Raw genomic sequence first — 16472 nt, forward strand, 5'->3', positions numbered from 1 at the left:
GCGCCGGGGTGCGGGGCAGTTAACCCGGGCGCGCTATAAGTCAGAGGGGCTCGGTGATGTCCGCGACGACGGCGTCCAGCGCGGCCACCAGCGCGTCCGCGTCGACGAAGGCACTGTAGCCGTGTTCGCCGGCTCCCATGGAGATCCGCCGCCCGGCGACGGCGGCGTCGGCGTAGACGGGCCAGGCGGTGGTGCTGCCGAGCGGGGTGATGGTGCCGCGCTCGTACCCGGTGGCTGCGAGGGCGGCGTCGGCGGGAGGCAGCGAGAGCTTGTTGACCCCGACCAGCTGGCGCAGCTTGGGCCAGGAGATCTGCCGGTCGCCGGGGACCAGGGCGAAAAGGAAGCTGCCGTCCTTGTGCTTGACCACGAGGGACTTGACGATGTCCCCGGGGCGGATGCCGAGGATCGCCGCGGCTTCCTCCAGGCTGCCGGCGGCCTGCCGCTCCACGAGCTCAACCGCCAGGCCGCGGGTGGCAGCGTCGGCCAGGAACCGTTTCCTGCCGGCGCCGCCTCCGCGGCCCTCGCCCGAGGCCAGCTCGCTCATCAGTCGCGGTACAGCAGCAGGGCCTCGCCCTGGCCGCCGCCGCCGCAGAGCGAGACGGCCGCCTTGCCGGTGCCGCGCCGCTTGAGCTCGTGGGCCGCGTGCAGGGCCAGCCGGGCGCCCGAAGCGCCGATCGGGTGGCCCAGGGCGATGGCGCCGCCGTGGATGTTGCACTGCTCCAGCGGGTAGTCGAGGTCCTTGAGGGACTGCACGGCCACGGAGCCGAAGGCCTCGTTGATCTCGATGAAGTTCAGGTCCTCAGGGGTCCATCCTGCCCGCTCCAGGGCGCTCTTGATCGCGTTGGAGGGCTGGGAGTGCAGCGAATTGTCCGGCCCGGCGACCTGGCCGGGCTTGCCGACGACGGCCAGGTACTCCAGGCCGTTCTCCTCGGCGAACTGCCGGGAGCTCAGGACCAGGGCGGCGGCGCCGTCGGAGAGCGGGGAGGAGTTGCCGGCGGTGATGGTGCCGTCGGTGGCGAACGCGGCGCGCAGGCCGGCCAGCGAGGCAACGGACGTGTCCGGGCGGACCCCCTCGTCACTGTTGACCAGGATCGGTTCACCCTTGCGCTGCTTGACGCTGATCGGGGCGATCTCGCCGTCGAACACGCCGTCCTTGGCGGCGCTGGCGGCACGCTGGTGCGAGGCCGCCGCCACTTCGTCCTGGGAGGTGCGGTCGATCCCGAGGGTGACGTTCTTGCTTTCCGTGGAGAGGCCCATGGACTGCCCGTCGAAGGCGTCGGTGAGGCCGTCGTGGGCGGCGGCATCGAGCGCCTGGACCGAACCGTAGGTCCAGCCCTGCCGCGAGCCCGGCAGCAGGTGCGGCGCCCGGCTCATCGACTCCTGCCCGCCGGCGACGACGACGGCGGCCTCGCCGCTGCGGATCAGCCGTGCGGCGTCGATCACGGCGGTGAGGCCGGAGAGGCAGACCTTGTTGATCGTCACGGTCGGAACGTTCCAGCCGATGCCGGCGCCGATGGCGCTCTGGCGGGCCGGGTTCTGGCCGGCGCCGGCCTGCAGGACCTGGCCCATGATGACCGAGTCGACCTGGTCCGGCCGCACTCCGCCGGCGGCCAGGGCCGCACGGATCGCATGGCTGCCGAGTTCGACGGCGGTGAAGCCGGACAGCTGCCCGTTCAGCCGGCCCTGCGGGGTGCGGGCGGCGGCGAGGATGACAACATCGTTGTTGTCCGCGGAGTTGCTCATGGTTATCTCTTCCGATCTGTGGCGGTGTCTTCCAAGGCTATCGTGACCCCTGTCACCGGACCATTCGTTCCCGTCGGCCCGCGCTGCCGGGGGAGGGTCCCGTGCTTGCATTGTGGCCGCAAGTGGGGTAGACAAGTAGGTTGCTTTGCCGTATCGTAGATATTTGCGTCTTCCCTGTTTACCTTCAGCCTTCATATAGCGGTGGGCTTAGCCTGGCAGCTGCTCCATCAATGTGCCGTCTACAACGTGCACCAGCATGGGCAGTGCGGGTCCCGGGTCATATAGCGGAACCGGACTGGTAGCACTGCGGAGTCACTTTCGCAGGGTGCATAACGGGGGAGATCTGAAAACGCCTGAAGGTCTGTGGAAGGATCCCTCTTGGTCGCCTCGAGCACCTCTAATGTAAACAACGCTACCGCTATCAATGCCGACAGCACCGACGGTGCAACCCGCCGGCTCTCCTTCGCCAAGATTCACGAACCGCTTGACGTTCCGAATCTGCTTGCCCTGCAAACCGACAGCTTTGACTGGCTGGTCGGGAACGAACGCTGGCAGGCGCGCGTCGCGAAAGCCGTCGAGGAGGGCGACCTCAGCGTCGCCACCACCTCGGGTCTGTCCGACATCTTCGAAGAGATCTCCCCGATCGAGGACTTCCAGGGCACCATGTCCCTGAGCTTCTCCGAGCCGGAGTTCGCTGACCCCAAGTACACGATGGCCGAGTGCAAGGACCGGGACGCCACTTACTCGGCTCCGCTGTACGTCAAGGCCGAGTTCATGAACAACAACACGGGCGAAATCAAGCAGCAGACCGTGTTCATGGGTGACTTCCCGCTGATGACCGAGAAGGGCACCTTCGTCGTCAACGGCACCGAGCGTGTCGTCGTCTCGCAGCTGGTCCGTTCCCCGGGCGCGTACTTCGAGCGCACCGCCGACAAGACCAGCGACAAGGACATCTTCACCGCGAAGATCATCCCGTCCCGCGGCGCCTGGTTCGAGCTTGAAATCGACAAGCGCGACCAGGTCGGCGTCCGCCTCGACCGTAAGCGCAAGCAGTCCGTCACCGTGCTGCTGAAGGCCCTCGGCTGGACCGAAGGCCAGATCCTCGAAGAGTTCGGCCAGTACGACTCCATGCGCGCGACGCTGGAGAAGGACGCCACCGAAACCCGCGAAGACGCCTTGCTGGACATCTACCGGAAGCTGCGCCCGGGCGAGCCGCCGACCGTTGAGGCTGCCCAGTCCCTGCTGGACAACCTGTACTTCAACTCCAAGCGCTACGACCTGGCCAAGGTCGGCCGGTACAAGATCAACCGCAAGCTTGGCATCGACCGCTCCCTTGGCGACAAGGAAGCCTCGGTCCTGCATGTTGAAGACATCGTGGCCATGATCAAGTTCCTGGTCGCCCTGCACGCCGGTGAGAAGACCCTCATGGGCAAGCGCGACGGCCAGGACCACGAGCTGCGCGTCGAGATCGACGACATCGACCACTTCGGCAACCGCCGTATCCGCGCCGTCGGCGAGCTCATCGAGAACCAGGTCCGCACCGGCCTGTCCCGCATGGAGCGCGTCGTCCGCGAGCGGATGACGACCCAGGACGTCGAGGCGATCACGCCGCAGACCCTGATCAATATCCGCCCCGTGGTGGCAGCGATCAAGGAGTTCTTCGGAACCTCCCAGCTGTCCCAGTTCATGGACCAGAACAACCCGCTCTCGGGCCTGACCCACAAGCGCCGCCTGTCCGCGCTGGGCCCGGGCGGTCTGTCCCGTGACCGCGCCGGCATGGAAGTCCGTGACGTCCACCCGTCGCACTACGGACGTATGTGCCCGATCGAAACCCCTGAAGGCCCGAACATCGGCCTCATCGGTTCGCTGGCGTCCTACGGCCGGATCAACCCGTTCGGTTTCATCGAGACTCCGTACCGTCTGGTCAAGGATGGCATCGTCTCCGATGAGGTTCAGTACCTCACCGCCGACGACGAGGCCGAGGTGCTGATCGCCCAGGCCAACGCGCCGCTGGACGAGAACAAGAAGTTCGCCGAGGAGACCGTCCTGGTCCGTGCCCGTGGTGGTGGAGGCGAGCCCGTGCTGGTTCCCGCCGCCGACGTCGAGTTCATGGACGTTTCCCCGCGCCAGATGGTGTCCGTGGCAACCGCCCTGATCCCGTTCCTCGAGCATGACGATGCCAACCGTGCACTCATGGGTGCCAACATGCAGCGCCAGGCCGTGCCGCTGGTCCGCTCCGAGGCGCCGTTCGTCGGCACCGGCATGGAGCGCGCCGCCGCCGTCGACGCCGGTGACGTGGTCATCGCGAAGAAGGCCGGTGTGGTCACCGAGGTCTCCGCCGAACTCGTGGTTGTGCTCAACGACGACGGAACGGAAACCAACTACCGGATCAGCAAGTTCGCCCGCTCCAACCAGGGCAACTGCTACAACCACCGTGTCCTGGTGAACGAAGGCCAGCGCCTGGAAGTCGGCGGCATCATCGCCGACGGCCCGGCAACGGACCAGGGCGAGCTCGCCCTCGGTAAGAACCTGCTCGTGGCATTCATGTCCTGGGAAGGCCACAACTTCGAGGATGCCATCATCCTGTCCCAGCGGATCGTGGCCGAGGACGTCCTGTCCTCGATCCACATCGAGGAGCACGAGATCGATGCCCGCGACACCAAGCTTGGTGCCGAGGAAATCACCCGTGACATCCCGAACGTCTCTGAAGAGGTCCTCGCGGGCCTGGACGAGCGCGGCATCATCCACATCGGTGCCGAGGTCGAAGCCGGCGACATCCTGGTCGGCAAGGTCACCCCCAAGGGCGAGACCGAACTGACCCCGGAAGAGCGCCTGCTGCGCGCCATCTTCGGTGAGAAGTCCCGCGAAGTGCGCGACACCTCCCTGAAGGTGCCGCACGGCGAGTCCGGCACCGTGATCGGTGTCCGCGTCTTCGACCGCGACAACGACGACGAGCTGCCCCCGGGTGTCAACCAGTTGGTCCGCGTCTACGTGGCCGCCAAGCGCAAGATCACCGACGGCGACAAGCTCGCCGGCCGCCACGGCAACAAGGGCGTTATCTCCAAGATCCTTCCGGTCGAGGACATGCCCTTCCTTGCTGACGGCACCCCCGTTGATATCGTCCTGAACCCGCTGGGTGTCCCGGGCCGTATGAACGTCGGCCAGGTGCTGGAAACGCACCTCGGCTGGGTTGCCAAGACCGGCTGGAAGATCGAGGGCGAGCCCGAGTGGGTCAAGCAGCTGCCGAACCTGCCGCGCGAAAGTGGCCAGACCACTGTCGCGACGCCGGTCTTCGACGGTGCGCGTGAGGAAGAAATCACGGGCCTGCTGGACTCCACCAACGTCACCCGCGACGGCGACCGCCTGATCAACTCCTCGGGCAAGACCCGCCTGTTTGACGGCCGCTCCGGCGAGCCGTTCCCGGATCCGATCTCGGTCGGCTACATGTACATCCTGAAGCTCCACCACCTGGTGGACGACAAGATCCACGCACGCTCCACCGGCCCGTACTCAATGATCACGCAGCAGCCGCTGGGTGGTAAGGCACAGTTCGGCGGCCAGCGCTTCGGTGAAATGGAAGTGTGGGCGCTCGAGGCTTACGGCGCCGCCTACACGCTCCAGGAACTCCTCACGATCAAGTCTGATGACATCCACGGTCGTGTGAAGGTCTACGAAGCCATCGTCAAGGGCGAGAACATCCCGGAGCCGGGCGTTCCTGAGTCCTTCAAGGTCTTGATCAAGGAAATGCAGTCGCTGTGCCTGAACGTGGAAGTGCTTTCCACGGACGGAACCACAATTGAAATGCGTGACTCTGATGACGCAGTCTTCACGGCTGCGGAAGAACTGGGCATCGATCTGTCTCGTGCAGAGCCCAGTTCCGTAGAAGAGGTCTAGCAGGGAGTCCACGACGGCGGGCCCGCGCCCGCCGTCGTGGACGACCTCCCTCTTCCCGTAACCCAAGACTTCAGAATTTAGAGAACAAGAGAGAACAGGGACCCTATGTCCAGCGAATCCTCCTTCGGCCTCATGCAGATCGGCCTCGCCACCGCGGAAGACATCCGCGGCTGGTCTTACGGCGAGGTTAAGAAGCCGGAAACCATCAACTACCGCACGCTTAAGCCCGAGAAGGACGGCCTCTTCTGCGAGAAGATCTTCGGCCCGTCCCGCGACTGGGAATGCTACTGCGGCAAGTACAAGCGCGTGCGCTTCAAGGGCATCATCTGCGAGCGGTGTGGCGTTGAGGTCACCCGCGCCAAGGTGCGCCGTGAGCGCATGGGCCACATCGAGCTGGCCGCCCCGGTCACGCACATCTGGTACTTCAAGGGTGTTCCGTCCCGCCTGGGCTACCTCCTTGACCTGGCGCCGAAGGACCTTGAAAAGGTCATCTACTTCGCCGCCTACATGATCACCAGCGTCGACGCTGATGCCCGCCACGAGGAACTGCCCAACCTGCAGGTTGAGCACGACATCGAGAAGAAGCAGCTGATCGACAACCGCGACTCGGACATCGCCACGATCGCCCGCGACCTGGAGAACGAGCTTGCCCGTCTCGAGGGCGAGGGTGCCAAGGCCGCGGACAAGAAGAAGGCCCGCGACTCCGCCGACCGCCAGATGGCCAACGTGCGCAAGCGCGCCGACGCCGAGATCGAGCGCCTCGAGCAGGTCTGGGACCGCTTCAAGAACCTCAAGGTCGCCGACCTCGAGGGCGACGAGGGCCTCTACCGCGAACTGCGGGACCGCTACGGCATGTACTTCGAAGGCGCCATGGGCGCCGAGGCGATCAAGAAGCGCCTCGAAACCTTCGACATGCAGGCCGAGTCCGACATGCTGCGCGACATCATCGCCAACGGCAAGGGCCAGCGCAAGACCCGCGCCCTGAAGCGGCTCAAGGTGGTCAACGCGTTCCTGACGACCAACAACAGCCCGCTCGGCATGGTGCTGGACGCCGTCCCGGTGATCCCGCCGGAACTGCGCCCGATGGTCCAGCTCGACGGCGGCCGCTTCGCGACCTCCGACCTGAACGACCTGTACCGCCGCGTGATCAACCGCAACAACCGTCTCAAGCGCCTGCTTGACCTCGGTGCTCCGGAGATCATCGTCAACAACGAGAAGCGCATGCTTCAGGAAGCTGTTGACAGCCTCTTCGACAACGGCCGCCGCGGCCGTCCGGTCACCGGACCGGGCAACCGTCCGCTGAAGTCGCTCTCCGACATGCTCAAGGGCAAGCAGGGCCGCTTCCGCCAGAACCTCCTCGGCAAGCGCGTGGACTACTCGGGCCGTTCGGTCATCGTCGTCGGTCCGCAGCTGAAGCTGCACCAGTGCGGCCTGCCCAAGCAGATGGCGCTGGAGCTCTTCAAGCCGTTCGTGATGAAGCGCTTGGTTGACCTCAACCACGCGCAGAACATCAAGTCGGCCAAGCGGATGGTCGAGCGCTACCGCCCGCAGGTCTGGGACGTCCTCGAAGAGATCATCACCGAGCACCCCGTGCTGCTGAACCGTGCACCTACCCTGCACCGTCTCGGCATCCAGGCGTTCGAGCCGCAGCTCGTCGAAGGCAAGGCAATCCAGCTCCACCCGCTGGTTTGTGGCGCCTTCAACGCCGACTTCGACGGCGATCAGATGGCAGTCCACCTGCCGCTGAGCCCCGAAGCCCAGGCCGAAGCCCGGATCCTGATGCTGTCCTCGAACAACATCCTGAAGCCGTCCGACGGCCGCCCGGTGACGCTGCCTTCGCAGGATATGATCATCGGCCTCTACCACCTGACCACCAAGCGTGTCGGTTCAGCTGGCGAAGGCCGGATCTTCTCCTCGATCTCGGAAGCGATCATGGCGTTCGACCTGCACGAGCTGCACCTGAACTCCAAGATCAAGATCCGTCTCGACGGCTTCGTCCCGTACGCCGGCTGGGAAGCTCCCGAAGGCTGGGAGCCGGGTCAGACCGCGCTGGTCGAAACCTCCCTCGGCCAGGTCATCTTCAACCAGACGCTGCCCGCGGACTACCCGTGGGTTGAGGCTGTTGCCGACAAGGGCGAGCTGTCCCGGATCGTCAACGACCTCGCCGAGCGCTACCCGAAGGTCGTCACGGCGGCAACGCTGGACAACCTGAAGGATGCCGGTTTCTACTGGGCAACCCGCTCGGGCGTCACGGTCGCCATCTCCGACATCGAGGTCCCGGCCTCCAAGCCGGAGCTGCTCGCCGGTTACGAGACCATGGCCGCGAAGATCCAGGGCCAGTACGACAAGGGCCTGATCGACGACGACGAGCGTCGCCAGGAACTGATCGAGATCTGGAACAAGGCCACCAACGAAATCGCCCAGGCGATGCGTGACAGCCTGTCGCCGATGAACACCATCAACCGCATGGTTTCCTCCGGCGCCCGTGGTAACTGGATGCAGGTCCGCCAGATCGCGGGTATCCGTGGCCTGGTGGCCAACCCGAAGGGCGAGATCATCCCGCGTCCGATCAAGTCCTCCTACCGCGAGGGCCTGTCGGTGCTGGAGTACTTCATCGCCACGCACGGTGCCCGTAAGGGTCTGGCCGACACCGCGCTGCGTACCGCCAACTCGGGTTACCTGACCCGTCGTCTGGTGGACGTCTCGCAGGACGTCATCGTCCGTGAAGAGGACTGCGGCACCGAGCGCGGCCTCGTCACCCCGATCGCCGTGGCGGACGCCAACGGCGAGCTGGTCCTGGACGAGAACGTCGAGAACAGCGCGTACGCCCGCACCCTGGCTGTCGACGTCGTCGACGCCAAGGGCAACGTCCTGGCCGCGGCCGGCACCGACTGCGGCGACGTCGTCATTGCCGAACTGTTCGCAGCCGGCATCACCGAGGTCAAGGTCCGCTCCGTACTCACCTGTGAGTCCAGCGTCGGCACCTGCGCGCTCTGCTACGGCCGTTCGTTGGCCACCGGCAAGACCGTGGACATCGGCGAGGCCGTCGGCATCATCGCGGCCCAGTCCATCGGTGAGCCGGGTACCCAGCTGACCATGCGTACCTTCCACACCGGTGGTGCTGTTTCCGCCGGCGGCGGCGACGACATCACCCAAGGTCTGCCCCGTATCCAGGAGCTCTTCGAAGCCCGTACCCCGAAGGGTGTTGCGCCGATTGCCGAGGCAGCCGGACGCATCACCATCGAAGAGTCCGAGCGCCAGATGCGACTGGTCATCACCCCCGATGACGGGTCCGAAGAGATCGCCTACCCGGTCCTGCGCCGTTCCCGCCTCCTGATCGAGGACGGCGAGCACGTCAGCGTCGGCCAGAAGCTGATCAACGGTCCGGTCGACCCCAAGCAGGTGCTGCGCATCATGGGTCCCCGTGCCGCGCAGAAGTTCCTGGTGGACGAGGTCCAGGGCGTGTATCGCAGCCAGGGCATCGGTATCCACGACAAGCACGTCGAGGTTATCGTCCGCCAGATGCTGCGCCGCGTCACGGTCATCGAGTCCGGTGAATCGGACCTGCTGCCCGGCGAGCTCGCCGAACGCAGCCGGTTCGAGGATGCCAACCGCCGCGTGGTTTCCGAGGGCAAGACGCCGGCCTCCGGCCGTCCCGAGCTCATGGGCATCACCAAGGCGTCCCTGGCGACCGAGTCCTGGCTGTCCGCAGCTTCCTTCCAGGAGACCACCCGCGTCCTGACGCAGGCGGCCATGGAGGGCAAGAGCGATCCGCTGCTCGGCCTCAAGGAAAACGTCATCATCGGTAAGCTGATCCCGGCCGGCACGGGTCTCCCGCGCTACACCGAGGTCACGGTGGAACCGACTGAGGAAGCGAAGGCCAACCTGTTCACCGGCCCGAGCGCCTTCAGCGATTTCTCCTACGATTCGCTGGGCGGCGACGGAGCTCCCGAGTTCCACGCCATCCCGCTGGATGACTACGACCTGGGCAGCGACTTCCGCTAACGGCTAGCAGTCCCGCGACGGTCCCCCACCACACGGTGGGGGACCGTCCCGTTTAACCCGGTCCCGACGTCGACGGCGCAGCCGGCGGAGGACGGACGGGGGACAGATCGGGGGAGCGGGCGGTGCGGTGGAGGCCCCGGATCCGCGCCGATTAAGGGCTGGGGGCTGTCCATGTTAGACTGGAGACTAATTGTTATTGTGGCAGTGGATGAGAGCGCCGGTTTAGCCAACAGCTTCGAGCTGAAGAGCTGGACCAGGACGACGTTTCCGGTTTGCAGGGTTCTTGTGCAACGTATGCCACATTTTCGCATGCCTAGGGGCCATTCAGGATGAAAGTCCGGGGCCCGTGCATGCGGCCCGACTATTAAGGCTTCGCCACAGCTGCTCTGGAGAGATCTTCAAAGCTCGAGCGGCGGGGCGCAGCGACAAGAGAGCGGCCGCCAACGGCCGCTCCGGATAAAACGGAGAACACGAGAGTGCCTACGATTAACCAGCTGGTCCGCAAGGGCCGCACGCCTAAGGTCTCGAAGACCAAGGCTCCCGCGCTTAAGGGCAGCCCCATGCGCCGTGGTGTTTGCACCCGCGTTTACACCACGACCCCGAAGAAGCCGAACTCGGCTCTCCGTAAGGTTGCGCGTGTGCGCCTCAACGGTGGCATTGAAGTCACCGCTTACATCCCCGGTGTAGGCCACAACCTGCAGGAGCACTCCATTGTGCTCGTCCGTGGCGGCCGTGTTAAGGACCTTCCGGGTGTCCGTTACAAGATCGTCCGTGGCGCCCTTGATACCCAGGGTGTGAAGAACCGTAAGCAGGCACGCAGCCGCTACGGCGCAAAGATGGAGAAGAAGTAATATGCCTCGCAAGGGTCCGGCCCCCAAGCGGCCGCTAGTACTAGATCCCGTTTACGGCTCCCCGCTGGTCACGCAGCTGATCAACAAGGTGCTGGTTGACGGCAAGAAGTCCACCGCAGAGCGCATCGTCTACGGTGCCCTCGAAGGCGCACGCGCCAAGTCCGGCGGCGACCCGGTCGCAGCCCTCAAGAAGGCGATGGACAACGTCAAGCCTTCCCTCGAGGTCCGCTCCCGCCGCGTCGGCGGCGCGACCTACCAGGTCCCCGTCGAGGTCAAGCCGGGCCGTTCCACGGCCCTCGCCCTCCGCTGGCTGGTCGGCTACTCCAAGGCCCGCCGCGAGAAGACGATGACCGAGCGCCTCCAGAACGAAATCCTGGATGCCTCGAACGGTCTCGGTGCCGCTGTGAAGCGTCGCGAGGACACCCACAAGATGGCCGAGTCCAACAAGGCCTTCGCACACTACCGCTGGTAATACTTCCCGGACGCCGCCGGCTCAACCGAGTCGGCGGCGAACGTGCAGTCCATCCGAAAGGGAGACACCGTGGCACAGGACGTGCTTACCGACCTTAGCAAGGTCCGCAACATCGGCATCATGGCCCACATTGATGCCGGCAAGACCACTACTACCGAGCGCATCCTGTTCTACACGGGTGTGAACCACAAGATCGGCGAAACGCACGACGGCGCGTCGACCACCGACTGGATGGAACAGGAGAAGGAACGCGGCATCACCATCACGTCTGCCGCCGTGACCTGCTTCTGGGAAAACAACCAGATCAACATCATTGACACCCCCGGCCACGTGGACTTCACGGTTGAGGTTGAGCGCTCCCTGCGCGTCCTCGACGGTGCCGTCGCCGTGTTCGACGGCAAGGAAGGCGTGGAGCCGCAGTCCGAGACTGTGTGGCGCCAGGCCGACAAGTACAACGTCCCGCGCATCTGCTTCGTCAACAAGATGGACAAGCTCGGCGCTGACTTCTACTTCACCGTTGACACCATCATCAGCCGCCTCGGTGCCAAGCCGCTCGTCATGCAGCTGCCGATCGGCGCCGAGAACGACTTCATCGGCGTCGTCGACCTGCTCTACATGCGCTCCCTGGTGTGGCCCGGCGACTCCAAGGGTGACGTCACCATGGGTGCCAAGTACGAGATCCAGGAAATCCCGGCCGACCTCAAGGAAAAGGCCGAGGAGTACCGCGCGGCCCTCGTTGAGACCGTCGCCGAGTCCTCCGAAGAGCTCATGGAGAAGTACCTCGAGGGCGAAGAGATCACGATCGACGAGCTCAAGGCCGGCATCCGCAAGATGACGATCAACTCCGAGCTCTACCCGGTCTTCTGCGGCTCCGCGTTCAAGAACCGCGGCGTCCAGCCGATGCTCGACGCCGTCGTGGACTACCTGCCGAACCCGCTCGACGTCCCCCCGATGGTCGGCCACGATCCTCGCGACGAAGAGAAGGAACTGACCCGTAAGCCTTCCGCTGACGAGCCGTTCTCCGCACTGGCGTTCAAGATCGCCGCGCACCCCTTCTTCGGCCAGCTCACCTTCATCCGCGTGTACTCCGGTCACGTCGAAGCGGGCGCCCAGGTGGTCAACTCCACCAAGGGTAAGAAGGAGCGCATCGGCAAGCTGTTCCAGATGCACGCCAACAAGGAAATGCCGGTTGACGGCGCTACCGCAGGCCACATCTACGCAGCGATCGGCCTGAAGGACACCACCACGGGCGACACCCTGTGCGATGCGGCCAACCAGATCGTCCTCGAGTCCATGAGCTTCCCGGAGCCCGTGATCTCGGTTGCGATCGAGCCGAACACCAAGGGTGACCAGGAGAAGCTCTCCACGGCCATCCAGAAGCTCTCCGCTGAGGACCCGACCTTCCAGGTCTCCCTCAACGAAGACACCGGCCAGACCATCATCGCCGGCATGGGCGAGCTCCACCTGGACATCCTGGTGGACCGCATGCGCCGCGAATTCAAGGTCGAGGCAAACGTGGGCAAGCCCCAGGTCGCCTACCGCGAAACCATCAAGCGTGCTGTGGAGCGTCACGACTACACGCACAAGAAGCAGACCGGTGGTTCGGGCCAGTTCGCAAAGATCCAGATCGCCATCGAGCCGCTGGACACTTCCGAAGGCGAGATGTACGAGTTCGAGAACAAGGTCACCGGTGGCCGCGTTCCGCGCGAATACATCCCGTCCGTTGACGCGGGTATCCAGGATGCGCTGAACGACGGCGTCCTGGCCGGTTACCCGGTCGTCGGCATCAAGGCAACGCTGATTGACGGCGCTTACCACGATGTTGACTCCTCGGAAATGGCGTTCAAGATCGCCGGCCGTATGGCTTTCAAGGAAGCTGCACGCAAGGCGAACCCTGTCCTGCTTGAACCGCTGATGGATGTCGAGGTCCGCACCCCTGAGGAATACATGGGTGAAGTTATCGGTGACCTCAACTCCCGCCGTGGCCAGATGCAGTCCATGGAAGATGCCCAGGGCGTCAAGGTCATCCGCGCGCACGTTCCGCTGTCCGGCATGTTCGGCTACATCGGTGACCTGCGTTCGAAGACCCAGGGTCGCGCTGTGTACTCCATGACGTTCAACAGCTACGCCGAGGTCCCGAAGGCAGTTGCCGACGAGATCATCCAGAAGAGCCGCGGCGAGTAGTCTCCGGACTGCACGCAGCAACTTCACAACTCGGGTGCGTTTCCTCCACAGGAAATTCACCTGGCGCTGGCGGCCGGATTCCGGTCGGCTGCAGTCCGGCCAGGCCGGGCCGGCCGCCAGCGCGAACAGGCGCTAGGCACTAGTATTAGTTCCTGACTCTGCAATTTCACCAAACCAAAGCCCCCCAAGTAGACTTGCTGGAGTTTCGGCCGCGACAAGCGCGGGCGAAGGGCAAGTCATTTGAAAACGTTCTAGGAGGAACCTGTGGCAAAGGCAAAGTTCGAGCGGACTAAGCCGCACGTTAACATCGGTACCATTGGTCACGTTGACCACGGTAAGACGACGCTGACGGCCGCCATTTCCAAGGTACTGTACGACAAGTACCCGTCTCTCAACGAAAAGCGTGACTTCGCGTCGATCGACTCTGCACCCGAAGAGCGTCAGCGCGGCATTACCATCAACATCTCCCACGTTGAGTACCAGACCGAGAAGCGCCACTACGCACACGTAGACGCCCCGGGTCACGCTGACTACATCAAGAACATGATCACCGGTGCTGCCCAGATGGACGGTGCAATCCTCGTGGTTGCCGCCACTGACGGCCCGATGGCCCAGACCCGCGAGCACGTTCTGCTCGCCCGCCAGGTTGGCGTTCCCTACCTGCTGGTCGCGCTGAACAAGGCTGACATGGTTGAGGACGAGGAACTCCTCGACCTCGTCGAAATGGAAGTTCGTGAGCTGCTCAGCTCGCAGGGCTTCGATGGCGACAACGCCCCGGTCATCCGCGTTTCCGGCCTCAAGGCCCTGGAAGGTGACCCGGAGTGGGTCAAGTCCATCGAGGACCTCATGGAAGCCGTCGACGAGTCCGTTCCGGACCCCGTACGTGACCGTGACAAGCCGTTCCTGATGCCGATCGAAGACGTCTTCACGATCACCGGCCGTGGCACCGTTGTTACGGGCCGCGCCGAGCGTGGAACCCTCGCCATCAACTCCGAGGTCGAGATCGTCGGCATCCGCCCGGTCCAGAAGACCACGGTTACCGGTATCGAGATGTTCCACAAGCAGCTCGACGAAGCATGGGCCGGCGAGAACTGTGGCCTCCTGCTCCGCGGTCTGAAGCGCGACGATGTCGAGCGTGGCCAGGTTGTCGTCAAGCCGGGTTCCATCACCCCGCACACCGACTTCGAGGCCAACGTCTACATCCTCTCCAAGGACGAAGGCGGACGTCACAACCCGTTCTACTCCAACTACCGCCCGCAGTTCTACTTCCGCACCACGGACGTGACCGGCGTTATCACCCTGCCGGAAGGCACCGAAATGGTTATGCCCGGTGACAACACCGAGATGACCGTTGCGCTGATCCAGCCGATCGCTATGGAAGAGGGCCTCGGCTTCGCTATCCGCGAAGGCGGCCGCACCGTTGGTTCGGGACGCGTCACCAAGATCATCAAGTAACTCTTGCTGATCAGAGCTTGATCCCCGCCCGGCTGGCCGTCTGACGGCCACCGGATGGGTAGGAACAGCCCCGCTGCACTGCAGCGGGGCTGTTCTGTTTAATCCCCTGCTACGGTTGCAGGTGGAGAAAGGAGTCCGGCATGGAATGGATCATTTTCCTGGTGGTGGTTGCGGTCGTCGCCGGGGGAGGCCTGTGGGCCAAGAAGTACTTCCGGCACGAGATCGAGCGGGCCAAACGGATCAACCGCGCCAACAAAAACCGGTAGGCAGCCGGCGGGCGCCGGTGTCCGGCTACCGCCGTCGGGCCCGGCTGAGTGCCTGGTACCAGTAGAACGACTCCTTCGGGGTCCGTGCCTGGGTGTCGAAATCCACGTGGACCAGGCCGAAGCGCTGCGAGTAGCCGGCGGCCCACTCGAAATTGTCCATCAGCGTCCAGACGTAGTATCCGAGCAGCTCGACGTCCTCGGCGACTCCGCCCGGCGCGGTCGCGGCCAGGGCCTGGTCCAGGTGCCCGGCAAGGTACCCGATCCGCCCGGCGTCGGGCACCGGACCCTCTACGTGGTCCGGTTCGGGGAAGCTGGCGCCGCTCTCGGTGATATAGAGCGGCGGGAGGGCCGCCCCGTACCGGTCCTTCATCTCCCGCAGCAGCGGACCCAGGTGGTCCGGTGCGACCGGCCAGCCAAAGCCCGTGGTCTCGTACTCCGGGTAGGCGGCAAAGTGGAACGGCAGCCGCGCCATCGCCTCCGCGGTGCCGACCGGGCTCTCCGCAGTTCCGCGGCCCGCGGCCACCTTCACCGGGTAGTAGTAGTTCAGGCCGTAGAAGTCCAGTGGCTGGTGGATGGTGCGAAGGTCGGCGTCGGAGATCCGGCCCAGGGACCGGAACCAGGGGCGTGCGGCCAGCGGCGGCTTCGGGTAATTGCCAAGCAGGACCGGGTCCGCGTAGATGCGGTTCAGTCCCAGGTCGAAGACCTTCGCCAGCAGCCGGTCCGCGATCGAGCCGCTGGCCGGGCGCACCGGCGAGTGCAGGTTGGTCACGCCGACCGCCCCCGAGACCCCGGCGGCGCGGAGCGCCTGGACCGCTAGGCCGTGGGCCAGCAGCTGGTGGTGGACCGACGGCAGGGCATTGAAGAGCAGGTCGTGGCCGGGCGCGTGGACGCCCAGGGCATAGCCGTTCAGGGTCACCGAGGCGGGCTCGTTCAGCGTCACCCACTGCGTCACCCGGTCTCCGAACCGGGCGCCGGCCTCAGCGCTGTAGTCGGCGAACCGCTCCGCCGTCGAACGGTTCAGCCAGCCGCCCCGGTGCTCAAGGGGAAGCGGCGTGTCCCAGTGGTACAGCGTCGCCATCGGCGCGATCCCGGCTTCGAGCAGCCGGTCGATCAGCCGGTCGTAGAAGTCCAGGCCCTCGGGGTTGAACGCTCCGGTCCCGTCCGGCTGGATCCGCGGCCACGAGATGGAAAAGCGGTAGGAGTCGATCCCCAGTTCGCGCATCAGGCGGACGTCTTCGTCCGCACGGTTGTAGTGGTCGCAGGCAACGGCGGGGGAGTGGCCGTCCCAGATGGTCCCGGGCTTCTCCGCAAAGGCATCCCAGCCGGAGGGGCCGCGGCCGCCTGCTGCCAGTGAACCTTCGATCTGGAACGCCGCGGAGGCCACCCCCAGCACGAAGCCCGGCCTCAGCCGGGCGGCAAGGGTGCGGACATCCGGGGAATCCTGCACGGTCATGCCCCTATCTTCGTCCCGGCCGTTGCCGAAGGCAATCACGACGACGGCCCGGGCCGGGGGCTGATTCGCTTCTGCGGATTAATTCCGGCATACTAGATGAGTTGTTCAAGCGCTCTTTCGCGTCCCGATCCGGATAATGCCGGGTGCCA

Annotated in this window: 10 protein-coding genes; 7 read left to right on the forward strand and 3 right to left on the reverse strand. The window is 65.0% G+C overall.

The genetic code is table 11. From position 1 onward, the window contains the following. Positions 1 to 40: 40 nt before the first annotated feature. On the reverse strand, positions 41 to 544 hold the full coding sequence (locus ACTWLI_RS09630) for an aminoacyl-tRNA deacylase (protein WP_445153677.1): 504 nt from the start codon (positions 542 to 544) through the stop codon (positions 41 to 43). Next, positions 544 to 1743, reverse strand: a complete 1200-nt coding sequence (locus ACTWLI_RS09635) for an acetyl-CoA C-acetyltransferase (protein WP_445153678.1) — start codon at positions 1741 to 1743, stop codon at positions 544 to 546. The genes ACTWLI_RS09630 and ACTWLI_RS09635 overlap by 1 nt, the downstream gene beginning before the upstream one ends. 378 nt (positions 1744 to 2121) lie before the next feature. Between ACTWLI_RS09635 and rpoB the strand changes: the two genes are divergently transcribed. The 7 genes from rpoB to ACTWLI_RS09670 all read left to right on the forward strand — a co-directional run bounded on the left by rpoB (position 2122) and on the right by ACTWLI_RS09670 (position 14870). Further along, the gene (rpoB, locus tag ACTWLI_RS09640) at positions 2122 to 5637 is read left to right on the forward strand and encodes a DNA-directed RNA polymerase subunit beta (protein ID WP_056737801.1); all 3516 of its coding nucleotides are present in this window, start codon (positions 2122 to 2124) and stop codon (positions 5635 to 5637) included. A 105-nt stretch (positions 5638 to 5742) separates the two neighbouring features. Continuing rightward, positions 5743 to 9642 (forward strand): DNA-directed RNA polymerase subunit beta', encoded by a 3900-nt coding sequence (locus ACTWLI_RS09645; protein ID WP_445153679.1) that lies wholly within the window; start codon positions 5743 to 5745, stop codon positions 9640 to 9642. A 476-nt stretch (positions 9643 to 10118) separates the two neighbouring features. Then, complete coding sequence (gene rpsL, locus ACTWLI_RS09650; RefSeq protein ID WP_003803830.1) at positions 10119 to 10493, forward strand: 30S ribosomal protein S12; 375 nt, start codon at positions 10119 to 10121, stop codon at positions 10491 to 10493. A 1-nt stretch (position 10494) separates the two neighbouring features. Then, positions 10495 to 10965 carry a 30S ribosomal protein S7 gene (gene rpsG / locus ACTWLI_RS09655; RefSeq protein ID WP_026531948.1) on the forward strand — a complete coding sequence of 157 codons (471 nt, stop codon included), beginning with the start codon at positions 10495 to 10497 and terminating at the stop codon, positions 10963 to 10965. Positions 10966 to 11034: 69 nt separating this feature from the next. Then, positions 11035 to 13149 (forward strand): elongation factor G, encoded by a 2115-nt coding sequence (fusA, locus tag ACTWLI_RS09660; protein WP_056737803.1) that lies wholly within the window; start codon positions 11035 to 11037, stop codon positions 13147 to 13149. A gap of 264 nt (positions 13150 to 13413) precedes the next feature. Further along, on the forward strand, positions 13414 to 14604 hold the full coding sequence (gene tuf, locus ACTWLI_RS09665; protein WP_056737804.1) for an elongation factor Tu: 1191 nt from the start codon (positions 13414 to 13416) through the stop codon (positions 14602 to 14604). Between the two features lie 140 nt (positions 14605 to 14744). After that, positions 14745 to 14870, forward strand: coding sequence for a hypothetical protein (locus ACTWLI_RS09670; RefSeq protein WP_445153680.1), 126 nt, complete (start codon positions 14745 to 14747; stop codon positions 14868 to 14870). A 25-nt stretch (positions 14871 to 14895) separates the two neighbouring features. On the opposite strand, the gene ACTWLI_RS09675 is transcribed toward ACTWLI_RS09670, so the two are convergent. Beyond that, positions 14896 to 16323 carry a GH1 family beta-glucosidase gene (locus tag ACTWLI_RS09675; protein WP_445153681.1) on the reverse strand — a complete coding sequence of 476 codons (1428 nt, stop codon included), beginning with the start codon at positions 16321 to 16323 and terminating at the stop codon, positions 14896 to 14898. Between the last annotated feature and the right edge of the window lie 149 nt (positions 16324 to 16472).

The sequence above is a fragment of the Arthrobacter sp. Hor0625 genome (assembly GCF_052567525.1).

What these genes read in the sequence shown, in the direction of transcription:
- ACTWLI_RS09630 (WP_445153677.1), bottom strand. Translation starts at nt 544, where the DNA reads ATGAGCGAGCTGGCCTCGGGCGAGGGCCGCGGAGGCGGCGCCGGCAGG.
- ACTWLI_RS09635 (WP_445153678.1), bottom strand. Translation starts at nt 1,743, where the DNA reads ATGAGCAACTCCGCGGACAACAACGATGTTGTCATCCTCGCCGCCGCC.
- ACTWLI_RS09645 (WP_445153679.1), top strand. Translation starts at nt 5,743, where the DNA reads ATGTCCAGCGAATCCTCCTTCGGCCTCATGCAGATCGGCCTCGCCACC.
- rpsG (WP_026531948.1), top strand. Translation starts at nt 10,495, where the DNA reads ATGCCTCGCAAGGGTCCGGCCCCCAAGCGGCCGCTAGTACTAGATCCC.
- ACTWLI_RS09670 (WP_445153680.1), top strand. Translation starts at nt 14,745, where the DNA reads ATGGAATGGATCATTTTCCTGGTGGTGGTTGCGGTCGTCGCCGGGGGA.
- ACTWLI_RS09675 (WP_445153681.1), bottom strand. Translation starts at nt 16,323, where the DNA reads ATGACCGTGCAGGATTCCCCGGATGTCCGCACCCTTGCCGCCCGGCTG.